Source organism: Streptomyces luomodiensis, from assembly GCF_031679605.1.
Taxonomy (GTDB): Bacteria; Actinomycetota; Actinomycetes; order Streptomycetales; family Streptomycetaceae; genus Streptomyces; species Streptomyces luomodiensis.
This window is the reverse complement of sequence record NZ_CP117522.1, coordinates 1763808-1783087: the sequence shown is the minus strand read 5'-3', so window position 1 is coordinate 1783087 and position 19280 is coordinate 1763808. Positions and strand designations below refer to the sequence as shown.

The following is a 19280-nucleotide window of genomic DNA, read 5'->3' as shown; positions in this document are numbered from 1 at the left end:
TCAGCCCTCCAGTGCCTCGGTCAGCCCGTCGAGGATCTGCCCGGCAGCCTTCGAGCTGGACTTCTGGCCCGAGTAGACGGCCGAGAAGTTCTGGTTGACGATCTGCTCGATCGAGGCGATCGTCGCCTCCGAACCGAGGTAGCGGCCGAACGAGCGGGCGTGCGGCAGCTGTTGGACGTACGCGCGCTGCGAGGCGGGCACATCGACCTGCCGGAGTGTCGCCTTGGAGGCCGGGAACTGGCCGTAGGTCGCGAAGGTCTCCGCGCTCATCAGGTACTTCACGACCCGCCACGCCTGATCGGGATGGGCGGTGTTGCGGTTGATGCCGAGTGCCCGGCCGCCGAGATGGGTGGCGCCAGCGGTGAGGCCCGAGGGCATCACCGCGGTCGTCAGCGTCGTGCCCGCGGACTTCGCCTGTTTCTCCAGCGGGGCGAACGTGGACGGCGGCAGGTAGCTCATCGCGCACGAGCCGTTCGCCAGGCTGTTGACGATGCTGGGGTCGCTGTAGTCCTGCACGGCCTGGTCGGCCTTGGGCGCCGCGCCCGAGGAGAACAGGCTCGTGAAGTAGTCGATCACCTCGGCGAGCCGCTTCTGCGACACCCCGGTCCGCCAGTTCCCGGAGGAGTCCTTCTCGATGAGGGTGCCGCCGTGCGACCAGAGGTAGTAGTTGATGGGGAACCATTGGGCGCTGGTCGCGGAGCCGGAGGCGGGGAAGCAGAAACCGGTGGTGTCGCCCGAACCCGCCGAGCTGATCCGCTTCGCGTCGGCCGCCAGCTCCGCCCATGTGGTGGGCGGGCTGTCGACACCCGCCTCGGCAAGCGCCTTCGGGTTGTAGACGAGCGCCATGGTGTCGGCCGTCCACGGCATGGCCCAGGTCTTGCCGTCGAAGGAGATGGTGTCCTTCGCGAGCAGGTCCTGGTAGTCGGCCGGCGGGTCCTTCTTGATGTAGTCGTCCAGCGGGAGCAGGATCCTCGGCTTGGCCAGGAACGCCACGTCGCTGTAGCCGATGGTGTCGATGTCCGGGCCGTCCTCCGCGTTGGCCTCACGGGCGAACTGCTGCACGTTGTTCGGGCTCAGCGTCTCCAGCTCGACCTGGATCTTCGGGTGCTTGTCGTTCCACTTGTCGATCGCGGCGGCCAGCCCCTTGGTCTCGCTCTCGGGATCGAACTGCCGCAGGACCAGCTTCACCACGCCGTTCCGGGGGCCGGAGCCGGAGCAAGCGGCCAGCGGAACGACGAGGCAGGTGGCCAGGGCGGCCAGGCTCCACTTCCTCAACTTCATGCTGCTTCTCCTCAGGAGGCATCACCGGAACCGGGCTCACCGCATGTGAAGGGCCCACCAGTTGGCTGGCACGCTAACACAATCAAATTGATTTACGGTGTGAAGAAATCGCTTAAACTCTGCTCCTGCGATACGCGCGGGCACGCGCCGGAGGGGCACCGCCACGGCGGGCACGCGCCCATGGGTCGCCAGAAGCGGAGAGGAACAGCGGCATATGGAGCGACGAGGGTCCAACCTCCCTCGGGTGGGCGACTACAACCAGTTGCTCGTGCTGGACCTGGTGCGGCGCAGCCCCAACATCAGCCGGGTGGAACTGTCGCAGCGCACCGGTCTCACGGCACAGACCGTCTCCAACATCTGCCGCCGCCTCGTCGGCGCGGGACTGATCGAGGAGACCGGCCGCAAGGAGGCCGACACGGGAGCGCGCCGGACGGTGTTCCAGGTGGTGGCCCGGGGACAGTACTCCGTCGGTCTGCACATCGACCCCGCCCGGATGACCCTGGTGCTGATGAACCTCGCGGGCGAGGTGGAGGACCACACCTCGATCGCCACCCCCACCACCGACGGCCCCGATGACGCGCTGGAGGCGATCGTCGACGCCGTCGGCGACCTCGTGCGCCGCGGCGGCATCCCGCTGCCCCGGGTGTCCGGGCTCGGTGTCTCGACGCCGGGCCCTGTGATGGCCGACTCGGTCGTGGGGCCGCCCAACCTCCGCGGCTGGGGCGTGGTGCGGCTCCGCGAGGAACTGGAGAACCGCATGGGACTCCCCGTCGTCCTGGAGAAGGACACCATCGCCGCGGCCACGGGCGAACTCTGGGCGGGCGGCGGCGCGCTCTCGGACTTCGCCTTCATCTACCTCGGCACCGGAATCGGCGCGGGCATCGTGCTGGACGGCGAGGTGAAGCGCGGCTCGTCCGACAACCTCGGGGAGATCGGGCACTTGAGCGGCGACCCCGACGGCCCCCGATGTCCCTGCGGGGGCCGGGGTTGTATCGCCATCACCTGTGCCCCCGTTCACCTCGTCTCCGCGGCCGTCGACGCCGGAACGCTGCCGCCCGTGGATCTGGACGACTTCCTGAGCGTGGAGACCGCGCTCGGCAGGCTCTGCGCCCTGGCCGATGGCGGCGACCAGACCGCTGCCGCCATCGTGGGCAAGTCGGCGAGCGCCATCGCGCGCGTCGCGGGCAACCTCGCCAACATCCTGGACCTCGGCACGATCGTGCTCGGCGGCCCCAACTGGCCGGCGCTCGCCGGGACCTATCTGCGGGTCATCCCGTCGATCACCGCGTCCCTGCTGACCGTCGGCGAGGTGCACACCGTCGACGTTCGGGGCACCACGCTCGGCGAGAACGGGGGCGCCATCGGGGCGGCCTCGCTCGTCATGTCATCCGTGGCCTCGGCGCGCTCCGACCACCTGCTGCTGCCCCGCTGAGCCGCGATGCGGCGGATGCGGCGGCGGTCGCCGTCGAGGCGGCCGCCGGGCGATGCCCCGTGATCGGGGGCCGTACCCGGCGGCCGTGGAGCCGGGAGGACGTGGGGGCCGTGGGGCCGGGGGCTACGCCCGGCAGCCGTTGACCGTGGCGGCGAGGCCGTCGACGGTGTCCTTGATCGCGGCCGGGTCGGCGGTGGACCCGTTCTCGACGAAGGAGAAGACCTTCCACCGGCCGTCCTGCGCCTTGGTCAGGCCGCTGAGGGCGATGGCGCCGGTCAGGGTGCCCGTCTTGGCCTTGACCTGGCCGACGGCGCATTCAGAGTCCGGGGTGTCGAAGCGGCCCCACTCGGGGCCCAGGCTGCTGCCCGCCTCGCCCGCCACGGGCAGTCCCTCGTCGATGGAGCGCAGCAGACCGCGGTAGCGCGGATCGGTGAGCAGATCGACGATGTCCGCGATGGTCTGGGCCGGGATGCGGTCCGAGCGGGACAGCCCGCTGCCGTCGTACAGCTCGAAGTTGGCCATCGAGACGCCGTACCGATGGCTGAGGACGTCCCGCACCACCTGGGTGCCGCCCTCGAAGGTGGCCGGTTGGCCGGCGCCGAGCGCGGTCATGCGCAGCAGCGTCTCGGCGATGTCGTTGTTGCTCTCCTTGAGCATCTTCTTGACCGTCTCGGACAGCCGCGGGGACAGATGCCGTCCCACCGGGACGTCCGTCACCGAGGCCGTGCCGCGGGTGACCTCGCCGTCCACGGTGACGCCCTGGTCGGCGAGTTGCCGGGCGAAGACCTTCCCCGCGTCGAGGGAGGTGTCCGCGGACAGCTTTCCGTCCACCACCAGGGAACGCACCGGCGAGATCTGGTCGTCGTAGTAGGAGTCGTTCCAGCCGGGAGCGAGGGTCGGCTCGGCGAAGAGGCTGTCGTCGATCCGCACCTTCACCGAGTCCAGACCCGCGAGCTTGACCCCCGCGGCCGCGGACTTGGCCAGTTCGGTGAGGTCGGCGGTGGTCAGCATGCGGTCGCCGCCGCCTATGAGGGTGAGCGTGCCGTGGCCGTAGACGACCTTGGTGGTGAACCGGTGCTCGGGGCCGAGAATGGTCAACGCCGCCGTGGCGGTGGCGAGTTTCGCGTTGGACGCGGGCATGAGCGCGGTCTCGGCGTTGTGCTCCCAGATGACCTTGTCGGACGCGGAGTCCAGCACGATGCCACTGAAGGTGGTGCCGAGGTCCGGGTCCTGGGACCGGGTGTTGAGCTCGTCCGCGATCTTCTGCTCGGCGGGATCGAGTCCCTCGGCGGCCACGGACCGGGTCGTACCGGTGGACTTGACGCTCTTGTCGGCGGCGAGCGCGGACGGAGCGGACAGCAGCGCGCCGGTGACCGGGATGGCCGCGACGATGAACGCGCGGCGGACCGCGAGGCTCATGGGCTTGGGTTTGCGATGACGCCCATTGGAGGGGGACGCGCTGGACATGGGGGGTCTCCGTGGCGCCTAGAGGGACAACGGGTAGAGGTACTGCAACGAAGCACACACTCTAACCGCACTTGATCAGTTTCGTCCCGGCGGTCCGTGGACATGTGGTGAAGCGGTTGCGAAGACTCTCCCCTCCGGAGCGCGCCGCCGGTAGCGGGGGTCAGTCTTGTTGGTGCCGTTGTGGCCGGTACGGCGACCGCCAGGGGGAGACGGGCCGGTGGCGAGATGCGGATCGTGTCGACTACGCGGTGTGGAGCCACTCGTAGGCCCGCTGGGCGTCGAACTCCGGCTGCCCGCCAGGGAAGACCATCCCCGCCGAGGCGAACGCGTCGGTGTCCGGCGCCGGTCCGCCCGCGTACGGCACGGCGATGCACCGCATCCCGGCCCGCCGCGCCGCCTCCACCCCGGGACCGGCGTCCTCGACCACCACACAGTCGGCCGGATCGACGGCCAGCAGCCGTGCGGCGGCCAGGAACACATCCGGCTCCGGCTTGCCCCGGCCGACGTCCTCCGCGGACACACGGACGGACAGCAGCGCGTCCAGTCCGGTGGCCTTCAACGCGCTCTCGATCGCGGAACGGGAGGACCCGGAGGCGACGGCCAGCGGATGCCCGGCGGCGCTCAGCCGCTCCACGAAGGCGCGCATCGCGGGAAAGACCTCGGTGGCGGCGGCCAGCTCCAGATAGTGCCCGTTCTTGACGGCGAGCAGCTCCTCCACCGGCGCGTCGATGCCGTACCGGTCGCGCAGGGCCTCCAGGGTCTCGCGGGTGCCGATCCCGATGAACTGGCAGTGCTCCTCCCAGGTGAAGCCGGTGACCCCATACCGCTCGAGGGTCCGTCGGCCCGCCTCGTAGTAGAGGGGCTCGCTGTCCACGAGGGTGCCGTCGAGGTCGAAGATCACGGCGGGCATGCTGCTCATGGGAACAGCATGCCAAGAGCCCGGCCGGCCGTGCCGACGGGGCCGCGTCGCCCCGGCGTGACGGCGTGTTGGTCTAGACCGCTCTGTTACCGTCGGCCCCGAGCGGGAACCGGAACCGGAGTCGGTGGAAGGGGAGTGCGGTGGCTGTGACAGGCGGCGGGCGGCGGGCCTACATCGGGTCGTTCACCTCGGAGGGCGGTGCCGGGATCACCGTCGCGGAGGTCGACGACGAGACCGGCGCGGTGCGGAGCCGGAACTCCACGGACGTGGTCGCCAACCCGTCCTGGCTGGCGCTCGCCCCCGGCGGGCGCGTTCTGTACGCGGTCAGCGAGACCGACGACGGAGCGGCCGCCGCTTGGGACGTCGGCCAGGATCCGCCCGCGCTGCTCGGGGAGCCGGTGCCGGTGGGCGGTGCGGCGCCCACCCATCTCGCGCTCGCCGGCGGGCAGCTGCTGACCGCCAACTACGGTTCCGGCAGTGTCAGCGCGCTGCCGGTCCTGGCGGACGGCCGGCTCGGGGAGCCGACGGCGGTGCTGCGGCACGAGGGCAGCGGGCCGGACCCCGAGCGGCAGCGCGGACCGCATGCGCACGCGGTGGCGCCCGATCCGTCCGGCGGCTGGCTGCTCGCCGTCGATCTGGGGATCGACGCGGTGCGGGTGTACGCGCTGCCCGGACCGCGGGCGCACCGCGAGGTCCGGCTGCGGCCGGGGAGCGGCCCGCGCCATCTGGCGTTCCATCCGCGCGGCGACCGCGCGTATGTCGTCAACGAGCTCGCCCCGACGATCACGACCTGCCGCTGGGACGCGGCCTCCGGCGCCCTCGAACCGCTGGGCGAGACCCGTGTGCTCCCGCACGGCACGGACGGCCAGAGCTACCCCTCCGAGGTCGTGGTCTCCAGGGACGGCCGCTTCGTATGGGCCGCCAACCGCGGTCACGACAGCATCGCGACCCTCGCGCTCGACACGCCCGGCGACCGCATGGAGCTGGTCACCACCACGCCCTGCGGCGGCCACTGGCCCCGCCATCTGACGCTCGACCCCTCGGGCCGCCGGCTCTACGCGGCCCATGAGCGCTCGGGCGATGTCACCTGGTTCGACATCGACCCCTCGACGGGGGTGCCGCGGCGCGGCGGTTCGGTCCCGGTCCCGGCGGCGTCCTGCGTGGTCTTCGGCTGAACGGCGCCGGGCGGATGCCGAACGGGGGCGGTGACCGTGCCGGTCACCGCCCCCGCCGCGTCGTCCGTCGGATCAGCGCATCGCCGGTGACGGCTGCTGGAGCGCGATGCCCAGCGCCGCCGCGTACTTCGCCAGCACCAGCTTGCCCACGGCCGGGTAGTCGCCCAGCGCCTCGGCCGCCGCGCAGCCCGCCTCCTCGGCGGCCGCCGAGATGAGCTCCGCGGAGACCTCCGGGCCGATGAGGTACGGCGCGAGCGCGAGCCGGGTGGAGCCGGCCGAGCGCAGCTGCTCGGCGACGCGGACCACGGCCCCGTCCTCGTCCAGCGCGGCGGCCATCACCGGCAGCGCGAGGCGCGCGGAGAGCAGCATGCCGGTGATGCCGCCGGCCTGGGCCGCCTCCTCACCGCCGACCGTGGCCAGGATGATGCCGTCCGCGGCGGTCGCGACCGTGAAGAGACGGGCGCGGTCGGCGCGGGCCAGGCCCGCCTCCGACAGCCGTACGTGCAGGGCCTCGGCGAGCAGCGGATGCGGTCCCAGGACATCGGTGAGCTCGGCCGCGGAGCCGCTGCCCATGACGGCCTGGCGTATCCGGCGCAGCTGTGAGCTGTCCGGGCCCGCGAGCAACGGGACCACGACGGCCGCCGGGCCGTCGGTGGGGACCGTGGGAATGGGCGGGACCTCGTCGATCACCTCGCCCGCGGCCTCGGCCGCGGCGATCGCCTCCGCCGCCTCGTCGGCCAGCGCCTTGGCGGCCTCGGCCGCCTGTCGCAGCCGCTCCGGGTTCTCCTGGGCGGCGCGGGTGAGCACGGCCTCGAGCTGCGGGTACTCCTCGCCGTCCCCGTCCAGGAAACCGATCTGGGCGTCCAGTCCGGGCATCTCGGAACGGGCGATGCTCATAAGCTCCTCGGCCAGCCGCCGGGCACCGTCGTCCGGGGTGCCCGGGACGGCCAGCACCAGCGGAGGTGCGCCGAGAGGCGCGGCGGCGGGCTCCGGCCGGCGGTGCCGTCCGGGCTGGCGGGGACGCGGCATTCGTACAGGCAGGCCGGACGCGGGCCCAGTGGGGGAGCTCATGGCGCCGCATGTTAGTCGCTCGATGTGCTCGGCTGTTCGGGAGGGTGTGACTGGGGGTATCTGTCCCGCTTTGCCGATGGACGCTGTGCGGCGATGTGCGCTCAGGGGCCATGCTTTGCTCGAAGAACCGGCCATGTGTCCGGAATTACCGGTCATGGCGGACGATATGGGGCACTCTGTGCTCCGCACCGCGCAGAATGGACATCCCCGCGTTCTATCGCTTCCGGGCGTCGCTCAGTCGCTCAGATGACGGTGAGCAGTCCCGGGTCCCGTGGCAGCCGCAGGCCGTCCACCGCCAGTGCCGCCGCGACGCACAGCGCCCCGTCCAGCGGATCCCCGGCCGCCTCGGCGACCCGGACCCCGGGCAGCCGCGCCGCCAGCGCCTCGCCCACGGGCGTCAGCAGCGGCGCGCCCATGCGGAACAGCCCGCCGGTGAGCGCCACCTCGCTGGACTCCAGCCGGGGGCAGACCGCCTCGGCGGCCTCGGCGATATGGCGGGCGGCGTCCCGCAGGATGCCCGCCGCGACCGGATCCTCATCCGCGCACCGGCCCACCTCGGGGGCGAAGGAGGCCAGGACGGCGGGGCGGTCCGGGCGCGGATACAGCTTCCCCGGCAGTCCGGCCGCGGGGCCGAACACGGCTTCCAGCCGGGCCAGCAGCGGCTTGGAACCGCCCGCGCGCCCGTCGTACGCCCGCATCGCCGCCTCCAGGCCCGCCCGGCCGATCCACGCTCCGCCGCCGCAGTCACCCAGCAGATGCCCCCAGCCGTCGGCGCGCCGCCATCCGCCGCCGGTCCGGCCCTCGGGCACCGCGCCCAGCGCGATCAGGCCCGTTCCGGCCGCGACCACCGCGCCGGGACGCTGTCCCAGCGCCCCGGCGTAGGCGGTCACCGCGTCGGCCGCGAGGGCGAGCCGCCGCACACCGAAGGCGTCCGCGAGCGCGTCCGGGAGCCGGGCGCGCAGATCGTCGCCGAGGGTGGCCATGCCCGCAGCGCCCACGCAGACGGCGCCGACGCGCCGTGCCGCGGCCTCGCGCAGCAGCTCCCGGGCGGCGGGGAGCACCCGCGCCAGCAGGTCCGCCGCGTCGATGCCCCGGGCGCCGACGCCCGCGGGCGTGGACGAGGACCAGGTCAGCGGCTTCGTCGCGGAGCCGCCGGGGGCGTCGGCGCGCGCCACCCCCACCCGTACGCCGGAGCCGCCCGAATCGATCCCGAGCACATGCGTCGTCGCGTCCCCGGGCACCGTGTCGTCCACCGGCTCAGCCGAATCCGCGCGCGTCCTGCTTGAGCGCCGTGTCCACGGTGAGGGCCGTGGCGACCACGAGGCTCAGCAGTGGATCGGGCAGCTGGCGGTGGATCTGCAGCACGTAGTTGTCCGCCGTCGTGAACATCGTCTTCGCCAGGCCCTCCCAGGTCTTGGTGATCCGGGCGATCTCGGTGTCGGTGTGGTCGACGATGGCGAAGTTCCAGGCCCGCCAGTTCTCCGCCTTGATGGCGCCGATCTGCTGGCCGTTGACGTGGATACCGAAGTTGATCTTGCCGATGGCGTTCTGCTGGACGATCTCGCCGACCGGCTGTCCGTCCGGGCGGGTCACCAGCACCTTGGACTTGATGAACTTCGCGGGCCGGGTGAGCACCAGGTGCGGCTGCCCGTGGGCGTCGCGGATCTCGAGCTTGTGCGTCATGAACTGGTCGAGGCTCGAGACGAACCGCGCGACCTTCTTCAGCGTGCTCTGCCCGACCTGGACCACCGAACCGATGGTGCGCCCGTGCTGGTCGAAGACGCTGTACTCATTGGTGAGCTCGATCAGCTTGGCCTTCTGGTTCACCACCAGCACCGGTTCGGTGAACAACGTGCCGCCGCCGCCCGCCGTGGGTGCCACCTGCGCCTGCTGCTGCACCTGGTGCTGGACCTTGGCGGGGTTGGGGTGGGGCGGGGCGGCCTGCGGCGGCCCCGCCTGGCCGGGCTGGCCCGGGTGGGTATGCGCGGTCCACTGGGCACCGTCCCACCAGCGCAGCTGGTTCGGCGTGCCCTGGGGGTCGGCGTACCAGCCCGCAGGGGTGTTCGGATGTGTCGTCATGGCGGGCAGACTACCCCTCGCCCACCTGGAACGATGGGGTCAGGGAAGACGCCAGTCCACGGGTTGCGCTCCCTGCTGTACGAGCAGGTCGTTGGCGCGGCTGAACGGACGCGAACCGAAGAACCCCCGGTCGGCCGACATGGGGGAGGGGTGCGCGGACTCGACCGCGGGCAGGCTGCCCAGCAGCGGCCGTACGTTACGGGCGTCGCGGCCCCACAGGATGGACACCAGGGGGCGGCCGCGCCCGGCCAGCGCCCGGATGGCCTGTTCGGTGACCTCCTCCCAGCCCTTGCCGCGGTGGGCGGCGGGCCGGCGCGGGGCCGTGGTGAGCGCCTTGTTGAGCAGCAGGACGCCCTGCCGGGTCCACGGCGTCAGATCGCCGTTGGACGGCCGCGGCAGGCCGAGGTCGGTGTGCAGTTCGCGGTAGATGTTCTCCAGGCTGCCGGGCAGCGGCCGGACCTCGGGCGCCACCGAGAAGCTGAGCCCCACCGCGTGGCCGGGCGTCGGATACGGGTCCTGACCCACGATCAGCACCTTCACCTCGTCGAAGGGCTGCTGGAAGGCGCGCAGCACATTCCGCCCGGCGGGTAGATAGGTGCGGCCGGCCGCGATCTCGGCCCGCAGGAAGTCGCCCATCGCCGCGATGCGTTCCTCGACGGGCTCAAGTGCCTTGGCCCAGCCCGCTTCGACAATCTCATGCAAAGGTCGTGCTGCCACACCGCGTCACTCTAGTGGCTCAGCGGGCGGCCGGACGCCACCTCCCGGTCACGGTCAGCCGACCACGGCGGCCCGGACGCACAGCACGTCGGGGAGGTGACGGGCGATCTGCCGCCAGCTCTCGCCCTCGTTGGCGCTCGCGTACACCTCGCCGTTGCGATTGCCGAAGTAGACCCCGGCCGGATCGGCGTCGTCGGTGCGCAGCGCGTCCCTGAGCACCACCCCGTAGTGGGGCTCGCCGGGCAGCCCGGCGGACCGCTCCTCCCAGGTGGCGCCCGCGTCCTCGGTGCGGAACACCCGGCAGCGGTAGTCCGGGGGGTAGCGGTCGGAGCCGTCGTTGACCGGGAAGACGTACGCGACGCCGCTGCGGCGCGGATGGACGGCGACCGCGAAGCCGAAGTCCGCCGGGAGGTCCTTGCCGATCTCGGACCAGTGCGCCCCGCCGTCGTCGCTGCGGTACACCCCGCCGTGGTTCTGCAGATAGAGCCGGTCCAGGTCGACCGGGTCCCGGGCGATCTTGTGGACGCACTGCCCGAACTCCGGATACTGGTCCGGCAGGAACTCGGCCTTGAGCCCGTCGTTGGACGGCGCCCAGCTCTCCCCGCCGTCGGCGGAGCGGTACACCCCGCCGGAGGACACGGCCACCATGAGCGCCCGCGGGTCCCTCGGATCGGTGACGACCGTGTGCACGGCCTGCCCGCCGAAGCCCGCACCCCACCGCGGCCGCTGCGGGTGGTCCCACAGGCCGCGGACGAAGGTGAAGGTCTCCCCGCCGTCCTCGGAGCGGAACAGCGCGCCCGGCTGGGTGCCCGCGTAGACCACCCCCGGCGCGTCGGGGCTGGCCGGCTGCAACTGCCAGACCCGCTCCAGCGAGGTGTCGGTGGAGGCGGGGAACCTCACCGCGGGCTTGGCGGACTCGTGCCAGCTGACGCCCAGGTCGTCGGAGCGGAAGACCGAGGGGCCCCAGTGCGAGCTGTCCGCGCCGGCCAGCAGCCGGGGGCGGCCGCCCCGGGTGTCGATGCCGACGGAGTACACCGCCTGCATGGGGAAGTGGGGGCCGGTGAAGTCCCAGCCCCCTCGGCCGCCGGGGCGGCCGAGGAAGAGGCCCTTGCGGGTGCCGACGGCGAGCAGGACGTCGTCCATGACGGCTCATTCCTTGGAGTGCGGACAGGGGCGGCGAACGACATCGGCGAACGAGCCGGGATGTGTCCGTCATCTCAGAGTTTGCACCCCGCCACCGACAACGGCGGGGAGGGCGTGCGCGGGACCGGAGGGGATGGCCGACATACGGAGGACATCCTCATTTGACGTTCGTCGTACTACGGTGATTATCGTACAAAGCGCGGTCCGGCCGGGCCCGCGCGAGGAGAAACGGAGACGTCTGTGAGTGCCCTCTTCGAACCCTTCACCCTGCGGTCGCTGACCATCCCCAACCGCCTCTGGATGGCGCCCATGTGCCAGTACAGCGCGGACCCGGACCAGGCCGCCGGGGTTCCGAACGACTGGCACTTCGTCCACTACGGCGCCCGCGCCACCGGCGGCACCGGGCTGATCCTGGTCGAGGCGACGGCCGTCTCCCCCGAGGGCCGTATCAGCCCCGGGGACCTCGGCATCTGGAACGACGCCCAGGTGGAGGCGTTCCGTAAGATTGTCGGCTTCCTCAAAAGGCAGGGCACCGTCCCAGGCATCCAGCTCGCCCATGCCGGCCGTAAGGCGTCCACCGACGCTCCCTGGAGGGGCGGTGCGCCGCTCGGCGCCGGGCAGCGGGGCTGGCGGCCGCTGGCGCCGAGCCCGGTCGCGTTCGACGAGGGCCATCCGGTGCCGGACGAGCTGCCCGAGGAGCGGATCGGCGAGATCACCCGCCAGTTCGCGGACGCCGCGCGGCGCGCGCTCGAGGCCGGTTTCGAGGTGGCCGAGATCCACGGCGCCCACGGCTACCTCATCGGCGAGTTCCTCTCCCCGCACAGCAACCACCGCACCGACGGCTACGGCGGCTCCTTCGGCAACCGCGTCCGCTTCGCCCTGGAGGTCGTCGACGCGGTCCGTGCGGTCTGGCCGGAGCACCTGCCGCTGTTCTTCCGCATCTCGGCCACCGACTGGCTGGAGGAGAACGGCTGGACGCCGGATGACACCGTCCGGCTCGCCGCCCTGCTGAAGGACCACGGAGTGGACCTCCTCGACGTCTCCAGCGGCGGCAACGCGCCCCGGCTGCGCATTCCGCTGGAGCCCGGCTACCAGGTGCCGTTCGCCGCACGGGTGCGCCGGGAGACCGGACTGCCGGTGGCCGCGGTCGGGCTGATCACCGAGGCGGAGCAGGCCGAGAAGATCCTCGCGGACGGTGCGGCGGACGCCGTCCTGGTGGGCCGTGAACTGCTCCGGGACCCCTACTTCCCGCGCCGCGCCGCGGCCGAGCTGGGCGGCCGGGTGCACAACCCGGACCAGTACCACCGCGCGATCCGGTAGTGCGGTCCGGGGTACACGGTCGAGGCAGCCGTGGTACGGCGATCGTCAAAAGTACGGCGATCGTCAAACTACACTGAAGGTTCCGGAACCAGGCGATGAGGAGCAGCCGTGCAGACGCAGACCACGCCGACCGCGTCCCAGGCGACCGGGCGCTCGCTGGAGCATCCGCGGCGCGAGGCGATCCGCCTCGAGGACGTGCTGCACGCGCTCTCCGACCCGATGCGGATGCGGGTGGTGCGGACGCTCGCCGAGGAGAGGGGCGAGCTGTCCTGTTCGGTCTTCGACCTGCCGGTCAGCAAGTCCACCACCACCCACCACTTCCGGGTGCTGCGGGAAAGCGGTGTGCTCCACCAGATCTACCGGGGCACCGCCAAGATGAACGCGCTGCGCCGGGCGGACCTAGACGCGCTGTTCCCCGGTCTGCTCGACAGCGTCCTGGCCGCCGCGGCCCTCCAGGAGCGGCGCCTCGGCGGCGGCCGGAGCTGAAGTCCGCCCGCCCGGCAGGTGGTTGAAGAGCAGGTTGAGCGCGATCGCGGTGACGCAGCCGGCGCTGATCCCGCTGTCCATCACCGTCTGGAACCAGTCGGGGAACTTCGCGTAGATCCCCGGTACGCCGACCGGCAGCAGGCCCACGGCGACCGACACCGCCACCACGGTGAGGTTGTGGTCGTCCCGGAAATCCACCCCGGCCAACGTCCGCAGCCCGCTCGCCGCGACCGTACCGAACATCACCAGACCGGCCCCGCCCAGCACCGGAGCCGGAACCGCCGCCACCACCGCGCCCAGCTTGGGCGCCAGACCGAGCACCACCAGCATGCCGCCCGCGGCCGCCACCACCCAGCGGCTGCGCACCCGGGTCATCCCCACCAGGCCGACGTTCTGCGCGAAGGCGGTGTACGGGAAGGTGTTGAAGACCCCGCCGAGCACGGTCGCGGCGCCGTCCGCGCGCAGCCCGTCCGCCAGCCGCCGCGCGTCGACCGGGCGCCCGGTCAGCTCGCCCACCGCGATGACGTCACCGGTGGTCTCGGTCATCGTCACCAGGGCGACGACCAGCATGGACACCACGGCCGCCACCGGAAACGCCGGGGCGCCGAAGTGGAACGGGGCGGAGACGCCGATCCAGTCGGCGCCGCCCACCCCGGAGAAGTCGGTGAAACCCAGCGGTATCGCGGCCACCGTTCCGGACACGATCCCCACCAGCACCGCCACCCGGCCCAGGAAACCCGGTGCGAACCGCTGCACGACCAGGACCAGGGCCAGCACCCCGGCGGCCAGGCCCAGGTTCCTCGGCGCGCCGAAGTCCGCCGCGCCCTGGCCGCCCGCCGCCCAGTTGGCCGCGACCGGCAGCAGCGAAAGTCCGATGATCAGGATCACCGTGCCGGTCACCAGCGGCGGGAAGAACCGCAGCAGCCGCCCGAAGACCGGTGCCAGCAGGACCATCGCCACCCCGGCGACGATCACCGAACCGTAGATCGCGGGCAGTCCGCCGCCCTCGGTGCCGATCAGCACCATCGGGGTGACCGCCGCGAAGGTGCAGCCCTGCATGATCGGCAGCCGGACGCCGAACCGCCACAGCCCCACGCACTGGAGGACCGTGGCGACACCGCACAGCAGCAGATCGGCGTTGATGAGATAGGCCAGATCGGCGGGTGACAGCTTCATCGCCCCGCCCACGATCAGCGGCACGGCCACCGCGCCCGCGTACATGGCCAGGACATGCTGGAGTCCGAAGGCGGCGAGCCGGCCGGGCGGCGGCACCGTGTCCACGGGATGGCGTACGGACGTCATGGCGTCTCCTCGCACGGCGACGGGATGAGCGACGGATCAAGGTGACGCGACCGTAGAAGGCTTGAACAATCTGTTGATTTCAGGGGTGTTGCCGCCGTGTGTCAACCCTCTGGGAGCGCGCGGGCCGGCCCGCGCGCGCGGACCGGCCCGGCGCACGGACCGGCCCGGCGCACGGACCGGCCCGGCGCACGGACCGGCCCGGCGTGCGGACCGGCCCGCTCACCGAAGTCCGCTCACTGAAGTCCGCTCACTGAAGTCCGCGCGCCGCGCCCAGCAGTCCCGGCCAGTCCGCGATCTTCACCCTGGTACGCCCCAGCGCCGCCCCGAGCGCCTCCTCGGCCTCCTCGATCCGCAGCCAGCCGGTCCACTCCACCGGCTCCACCCCCGCCTCGCGCAGCGCCCGCAGCGGGTCCGCCGCCACCGGACGGGCGGCCAGCATCTCCGCGTCGGACAGCAGCGAAGCCACGGTCTCCTTCGCACACGGCCGGTTGGTGCCGATCACCCCGGTGGGCCCGCGCTTGATCCACCCCGCCACGTACTCCCCGGGCGAGGGCCCCGCGCCGCGCAGCACCCGCCCCGCCGCGTTGGGCACCGTGCCGCGCTCCTCGTCGAACGGCAGCCCCGGCAGCGGCACCCCCCGATAGCCCACCGACCGCAGCACCAGCGGCGCCTCGATGTCCTCGAAGACCCCGGTGCCCGCGACCCCGCCGCGCCCGTCCGGCACGGTCCGCTCGAAGCGCACCGCGCGCACCGCGCCCTCGCCCAGCAGTGCCACGGGCCGCAGGAAGAAGCGCAGATGGATGCGGCGCGGCCGGCCCGCGGGCGGACGCCGCGCCCAGTCGCGCAGCACCTCGACATTGCGCCGGTTGATCCCCGGCAGCCCGGACGGGTCGCCGTAGGCCGGGTCCAGCGCCAGCTCCTCGGCGCGCACCAGTACCTCGGCGCCGGTCAGCGCGCCCAGCTCACGCAGCTCCTTGGTGGTGAACTTCGCCTGTGACGGACCGCGCCTGCCGACCATGTGGATGTCCGAGACCCGGCTCTCGGCCAGCGCCCCGAGGGCGGCGTGCGGCACATCGGTGGGCTTCAGCTCCTCGGCCCCGCGGGCCAGGATGCGCGCCACGTCCACGGCGACATTGCCCACCCCGATGACGACGGCGGAGTCCGCGCCGAGCGCGAAGGCGCCGCCGGTCGCGTCGGGATGGGCGCTGTACCAGGAGACGAACTCGGTCGCGGAGAAGCTGCCCGGCAGATCCTCGCCCGGCACGTCGAGCCGCCGGTCGGTCGCCGCCCCCACGCAGTAGACCACCGCGTGGTAGAGCCCCAGCAGCCGCTCGGGCACCAGCGGGGGCGGGCCCACGTGCACATGGCCGAGAAAGCTGACCCGTGGGTGCTCCAGGACCGCGCGCAGCGTGTGCTGGAGCGACTTGATCTTCTCGTGGTCGGGTGCGACGCCGTAGCGCACCAGTCCGTACGGACAGGGCAGCCGGTCCAGCACATGCACCGACACATCGGGAACGGCCTGCTGCTGGACGAGCGCTTGGGCGGCGTACACCCCGCTCGGCCCGGATCCGACAACCGCGACACGAAGCACGGGGGAGCTCCTTCCGCAGGATGTCTCCAGCATCCCACCCGGCGGGGCGCCGTGTCCGGCACTACGCGCCGGGCGCCCGGCACGGGTGACGCGTCCGGCCGTCGTTCCACGGGGCCGCGACCGCGCCGCGAGCCGGGCTCGACCGGCGTCGCCCCGCGGCCTCGCGCGGGACGCTACGACATCTGCCGCATCCGCCGGATCTCGCTGCTCTGCTGCGCGATCACATCGCCCGCCATCTCCTCCACCCGGACGTTGTTGCCCTGTGCGAGCACATCCGTGGCCATGGAGACCGCGCCCTGGTGATGGGCGATCATCAGCTTGAGGAAGAGCGCGTCGAAGTCGGCGCCCTTGGCGGCGCGCAACCGCGCCAGCTGGGCCTCGGTGGCCATTCCCGGCATCGCCGCGGCATGGCCCTGGTGCCCGCCCGTGCCCGCCGTCCCGCCGCCCTTGGTCTCGTCGCCCTCCGCCTCGCCGCCCTCGGTCTTCTGCCAGCCGAGCATCGCCTCGATCTCCGGCTTCTGGCCGGAGGCGATGCGCTCCGCGAGCCGCTTGACCTTCGCCGACCCGGCCCGGTCGGCGGCGAGGCCGGTCATCACCAGGGCCTGCCGGTGGTGCTCGATCATCATGCGGACGTAGGAGCGGTCGGCCGCGTTGGGGGAGTCGTCGTCCCCGGCCTTCGCCGCCTCCTCGGCCGACAGGGTGTGCGCCGCCTCGCCGGGTTTGCCCGGTGCGATCACCGCGGGCTTTCCGTCCCGGCCCTTCCCGGCGTCGGCCGCACCGCTTCCCGTGTCGCAGCCGGTCAGGACGAGTGCCAGGGCGGTGGCCGCCGCGGCGGCCGCGAGTGATGCGGTGGGGAGCGTCGTACGGCGGTTCAACACCGTGTCCTCCTGGGGCGCTTGGGATCCGCAGACCGTCTTAGCACGTCAACGTCGTCCTGCGGCCGGGCGCGTTGGGAAAATCTCTTTACGAACATGTTGCCACCTGTTGTGGTGTACATGGAAAGGGCGATACTTCCCCCGATCCGTCGACCGTTCCACTCCGGACGCCAGACGGCGACAAAGGAGGACGCAGTGAAGCCGTGGGAAAGATCCCCGCAGCGGCGCAGATACCTCGGCGCGGCCGTGGCCGCCTTCGGGCTGGTGGCCACCTTGCTGGCCGCGGGACCGGCGGCCGCGACCCCCGACCCCGGTGACACCCCGCACCAGGAGACGGTGACGAAGGGTCAGCGGTCGGACACCAGGGAAGCCATCGAGAACGGTGACATCCCCGGCGTGGACCAGGTCGTGCACAGCGACAACGTCAGCCACCTCAGCCACATCCCCAAGCAGGACCTCAAGGGCACCAACTCCGACCTGGCCTTCCAGGGGAAGTACGCCTTCGCGGGCAACTACGACGGCTTCGTCATCTACGACATCAGCCGTCCCAAGAGCCCGAAGATCGTGAGCCAGGTGCTCTGCCCGGGGTCGCAGAACGACGTGTCGGTCTCAGGAGATCTGCTCTTCCTGTCCACCGACTCCTCGCGCAGCGACAACTCCTGCACCAGCACCACCCAGCCGGCCACCGAGAAGTCCTCGTGGGAGGGCATGAAGGTCTTCGACATCAGCGACAAGCGGAACCCGCGGTACGTCGCCGCCGTCGAGACCTCCTGCGGTTCGCACACCCACACCCTGGTGCCCGAGCGCAAGGACGTCTACATCTACGTCTCCTCGTACGCGCCCAGCACCACCTTCCCGGACTGCCAGCCCCCGCACGACGGCATCTCCGTCATCAAGGTGCCCCGTACGTCGCCGGAGAAGGCCGCGGTCATCGACTTCCCCGTGCTGTTCCCGGACGGCGGCAACCCCGGTGCCCCCGCCAACCCCGGTGTCTCCCAGACCACCGGCTGCCATGACCTGACCACCTTCCCGAAGCTGAAGCTGGCGGCGGGCGCGTGCATGGGCGACGGCATCCTGCTGGACATCGCCGATCCGGCGAAGCCGCGGGTCATCGACCGGGTCGAGGACAACGTCAACTTCGCCTTCTGGCACTCGGCCACCTTCAACGAGCGCGGCACCAAGGTCGTGTTCACCGATGAGCTGGGCGGCGGCGGCGCCGCGACCTGCAACGCCGAGGTGGGCCCGAACCGCGGCGCCGACGGCATCTACGACATCGTCGGCAAGGGCGACCGGCGCAAGCTGGTCTTCCGGAGCTACTACAAGATCCCGCGCCACCAGGCCGACACCGAGAACTGCGTCGCCCACAACGGCTCGCTGATCCCGGCCAAGGGCCGCGACATCATGGTCCAGGCGTGGTACCAGGGCGGCGTCTCCATCTGGGACTTCACCGACTCCGACCAGCCCAAGGAGATCGGCTACTTCGAGCGCGGGCCGCTCTCCACCGACACGCTGGTCACCGGCGGCTCCTGGTCCGCGTACTACTACAACGGCTACATCTACTCCAACGACATCGCCAAGGGCTTCGACGTCCTGAAGATCGACGACCGGCGCACCGACAGCGCCGCCTCGGTCCGGCTGGGCGAGCTCAACGCGCAGACCCAGCCCGACTATCGCTGAGCGCTCATCCGGGCTGTCCCTGAGCGCTCATCCGGCTCCCGCCGGGCGGTCCCTCGCCCGGCGGGAGCCCGAGCTCCCAGTCCAGCCGGTAGCGGTGGAACAGCTCCGCCCGCAGCCGCTCGGGCGCCATCGGCGCGCCCGGCAGCAGCACCGCGACCACCGCGCCCATCAGCAGGGCGCGCAGCAGCCGGTAGTCGGTATCGGGGTCCTCGGAGCCGTACGCCACGACCGTGTCCCGCAGCAGGGCGGCCAGCCGCTGCTGCTCGGGGCACTGGATGAAGCCCTCGGCCGTGAGGATGCCCGCCATGTGCGTGCGCATCAGCCGCGGCCGGTCCCGGGCCAGTCCCAGGATCGCGTCGATCGCCCGCGCCAGCAGCTCCCGCCCGGCCCCCTCGCCCTCCGGGCGCGGCTCCCGCTCCAGCCCGCGGGCCAGTTCCATGTGCATCAGCCGGTGGACGGCCGTCTGCAACAGCTGCCGCTTGCCCGGGAAGTAGTACGAGACCAGACCGCGGGCCGCCCCGGCCCGGTCGGCGATATCGGCGAGGGTGGTCGCCTCGTAGCCGCGCTCGTCGACCAGTTCGACCGTCGCCTCCAGCAGACGGACCTGGGACCGGCGGCGCAACTCCTCATTGACCGATGGGCTTCGGGGGGACATGCTGTAACTCCTGCGTTGGCTGGCTGTCAGCCAATATACTCAGGGGGGCGTTCGGTTGTCCGCCGATCTCCTTAGGGCGCCGTATGCCTG

General features: G+C 72.1%; 17 protein-coding genes. 5 read left to right on the top strand and 12 right to left on the bottom strand.

The genetic code is table 11. The features are described from left to right. The gene (locus PS467_RS07460) at positions 1-1281 is read right to left on the bottom strand and encodes an ABC transporter substrate-binding protein (RefSeq protein WP_311034554.1); all 1281 of its coding nucleotides are present in this window, start codon (positions 1279-1281) and stop codon (positions 1-3) included. Positions 1282-1495: 214 nt separating this feature from the next. On the opposite strand from PS467_RS07460, the gene PS467_RS07455 reads away from it, so the two are divergent. Next, a complete protein-coding gene (locus PS467_RS07455) occupies positions 1496-2713 on the top strand; it encodes an ROK family transcriptional regulator (RefSeq protein WP_311034553.1) in 1218 nt (405 codons plus the stop codon). A gap of 123 nt (positions 2714-2836) precedes the next feature. Here the strand turns inward: PS467_RS07455 and dacB are convergent, their stop codons facing one another. Both dacB and PS467_RS07445 read right to left on the bottom strand, forming a co-directional pair. Then, a complete protein-coding gene (dacB, locus tag PS467_RS07450; protein WP_311034552.1) occupies positions 2837-4180 on the bottom strand; it encodes a D-alanyl-D-alanine carboxypeptidase/D-alanyl-D-alanine endopeptidase in 1344 nt (447 codons plus the stop codon). A 241-nt stretch (positions 4181-4421) separates the two neighbouring features. Continuing rightward, positions 4422-5099, bottom strand: coding sequence for an HAD family hydrolase (locus PS467_RS07445; RefSeq protein ID WP_311034551.1), 678 nt, complete (start codon positions 5097-5099; stop codon positions 4422-4424). A gap of 140 nt (positions 5100-5239) precedes the next feature. On the opposite strand from PS467_RS07445, the gene PS467_RS07440 reads away from it, so the two are divergent. Beyond that, positions 5240-6274, top strand: coding sequence for a lactonase family protein (locus PS467_RS07440; protein WP_311034550.1), 1035 nt, complete (start codon positions 5240-5242; stop codon positions 6272-6274). 72 nt (positions 6275-6346) lie between these two features. On the opposite strand, the gene PS467_RS07435 is transcribed toward PS467_RS07440, so the two are convergent. The 5 genes from PS467_RS07435 to PS467_RS07415 form a co-directional block, all read right to left on the bottom strand. Continuing rightward, complete coding sequence (locus tag PS467_RS07435; RefSeq protein ID WP_311034549.1) at positions 6347-7345, bottom strand: sirohydrochlorin chelatase family protein; 999 nt, start codon at positions 7343-7345, stop codon at positions 6347-6349. A 242-nt stretch (positions 7346-7587) separates the two neighbouring features. After that, complete coding sequence (locus PS467_RS07430) at positions 7588-8598, bottom strand: N-acetylglucosamine kinase (protein ID WP_311034548.1); 1011 nt, start codon at positions 8596-8598, stop codon at positions 7588-7590. Between the two features lie 4 nt (positions 8599-8602). Continuing rightward, positions 8603-9424, bottom strand: a complete 822-nt coding sequence (locus PS467_RS07425; RefSeq protein ID WP_268970749.1) for an LURP-one-related family protein — start codon at positions 9422-9424, stop codon at positions 8603-8605. A 39-nt stretch (positions 9425-9463) separates the two neighbouring features. Beyond that, positions 9464-10141, bottom strand: a complete 678-nt coding sequence (locus tag PS467_RS07420) for a uracil-DNA glycosylase (RefSeq protein ID WP_268970748.1) — start codon at positions 10139-10141, stop codon at positions 9464-9466. A 54-nt stretch (positions 10142-10195) separates the two neighbouring features. Beyond that, complete coding sequence (locus PS467_RS07415) at positions 10196-11284, bottom strand: WD40/YVTN/BNR-like repeat-containing protein (protein WP_311034547.1); 1089 nt, start codon at positions 11282-11284, stop codon at positions 10196-10198. Positions 11285-11524: 240 nt separating this feature from the next. Here PS467_RS07415 and PS467_RS07410 point away from each other — a divergent pair, with 240 nt between their 5' ends. Both PS467_RS07410 and PS467_RS07405 read left to right on the top strand, forming a co-directional pair. Continuing rightward, positions 11525-12604, top strand: a complete 1080-nt coding sequence (locus tag PS467_RS07410) for an NADH:flavin oxidoreductase/NADH oxidase (protein ID WP_311034546.1) — start codon at positions 11525-11527, stop codon at positions 12602-12604. A gap of 108 nt (positions 12605-12712) precedes the next feature. Continuing rightward, on the top strand, positions 12713-13090 hold the full coding sequence (locus tag PS467_RS07405) for an ArsR/SmtB family transcription factor (RefSeq protein ID WP_311034545.1): 378 nt from the start codon (positions 12713-12715) through the stop codon (positions 13088-13090). Here PS467_RS07405 and PS467_RS07400 read toward each other — a convergent pair. From PS467_RS07400 to PS467_RS07390, 3 genes are all read right to left on the bottom strand, one after another. After that, the gene (locus PS467_RS07400; RefSeq protein ID WP_311034544.1) at positions 13004-14392 is read right to left on the bottom strand and encodes a nucleobase:cation symporter-2 family protein; all 1389 of its coding nucleotides are present in this window, start codon (positions 14390-14392) and stop codon (positions 13004-13006) included. The genes PS467_RS07405 and PS467_RS07400 overlap by 87 nt on opposite strands. Before the next feature lie 247 nt (positions 14393-14639). Then, positions 14640-15983 carry an FAD-dependent oxidoreductase gene (locus PS467_RS07395; protein ID WP_268970743.1) on the bottom strand — a complete coding sequence of 448 codons (1344 nt, stop codon included), beginning with the start codon at positions 15981-15983 and terminating at the stop codon, positions 14640-14642. Between the two features lie 173 nt (positions 15984-16156). Further along, positions 16157-16861, bottom strand: a complete 705-nt coding sequence (locus PS467_RS07390; protein ID WP_311034543.1) for a DUF305 domain-containing protein — start codon at positions 16859-16861, stop codon at positions 16157-16159. Positions 16862-17053: 192 nt separating this feature from the next. On the opposite strand from PS467_RS07390, the gene PS467_RS07385 reads away from it, so the two are divergent. Then, positions 17054-18535: an LVIVD repeat-containing protein gene (locus tag PS467_RS07385; protein WP_311034542.1), complete on the top strand. Its 1482-nt coding sequence runs from the start codon at positions 17054-17056 to the stop codon at positions 18533-18535. A gap of 4 nt (positions 18536-18539) precedes the next feature. On the opposite strand, the gene PS467_RS07380 is transcribed toward PS467_RS07385, so the two are convergent. After that, the gene (locus tag PS467_RS07380; protein ID WP_311034541.1) at positions 18540-19190 is read right to left on the bottom strand and encodes a TetR/AcrR family transcriptional regulator; all 651 of its coding nucleotides are present in this window, start codon (positions 19188-19190) and stop codon (positions 18540-18542) included. Positions 19191-19280: the final 90 nt, after the last annotated feature.

Excerpts from the sequence above, each read along its gene's own strand:
- dacB (WP_311034552.1), bottom strand. The coding sequence starts at position 4,180 with ATGTCCAGCGCGTCCCCCTCCAATGGGCGTCATCGCAAACCCAAGCCC.
- PS467_RS07415 (WP_311034547.1), bottom strand. The coding sequence starts at position 11,284 with ATGGACGACGTCCTGCTCGCCGTCGGCACCCGCAAGGGCCTCTTCCTC.
- PS467_RS07460 (WP_311034554.1), bottom strand. The coding sequence starts at position 1,281 with ATGAAGTTGAGGAAGTGGAGCCTGGCCGCCCTGGCCACCTGCCTCGTC.
- PS467_RS07425 (WP_268970749.1), bottom strand. The coding sequence starts at position 9,424 with ATGACGACACATCCGAACACCCCTGCGGGCTGGTACGCCGACCCCCAG.
- PS467_RS07445 (WP_311034551.1), bottom strand. The coding sequence starts at position 5,099 with ATGAGCAGCATGCCCGCCGTGATCTTCGACCTCGACGGCACCCTCGTG.
- PS467_RS07435 (WP_311034549.1), bottom strand. The coding sequence starts at position 7,345 with ATGAGCTCCCCCACTGGGCCCGCGTCCGGCCTGCCTGTACGAATGCCG.
- PS467_RS07380 (WP_311034541.1), bottom strand. The coding sequence starts at position 19,190 with ATGTCCCCCCGAAGCCCATCGGTCAATGAGGAGTTGCGCCGCCGGTCC.
- PS467_RS07455 (WP_311034553.1), top strand. The coding sequence starts at position 1,496 with ATGGAGCGACGAGGGTCCAACCTCCCTCGGGTGGGCGACTACAACCAG.
- PS467_RS07400 (WP_311034544.1), bottom strand. The coding sequence starts at position 14,392 with ATGACGTCCGTACGCCATCCCGTGGACACGGTGCCGCCGCCCGGCCGG.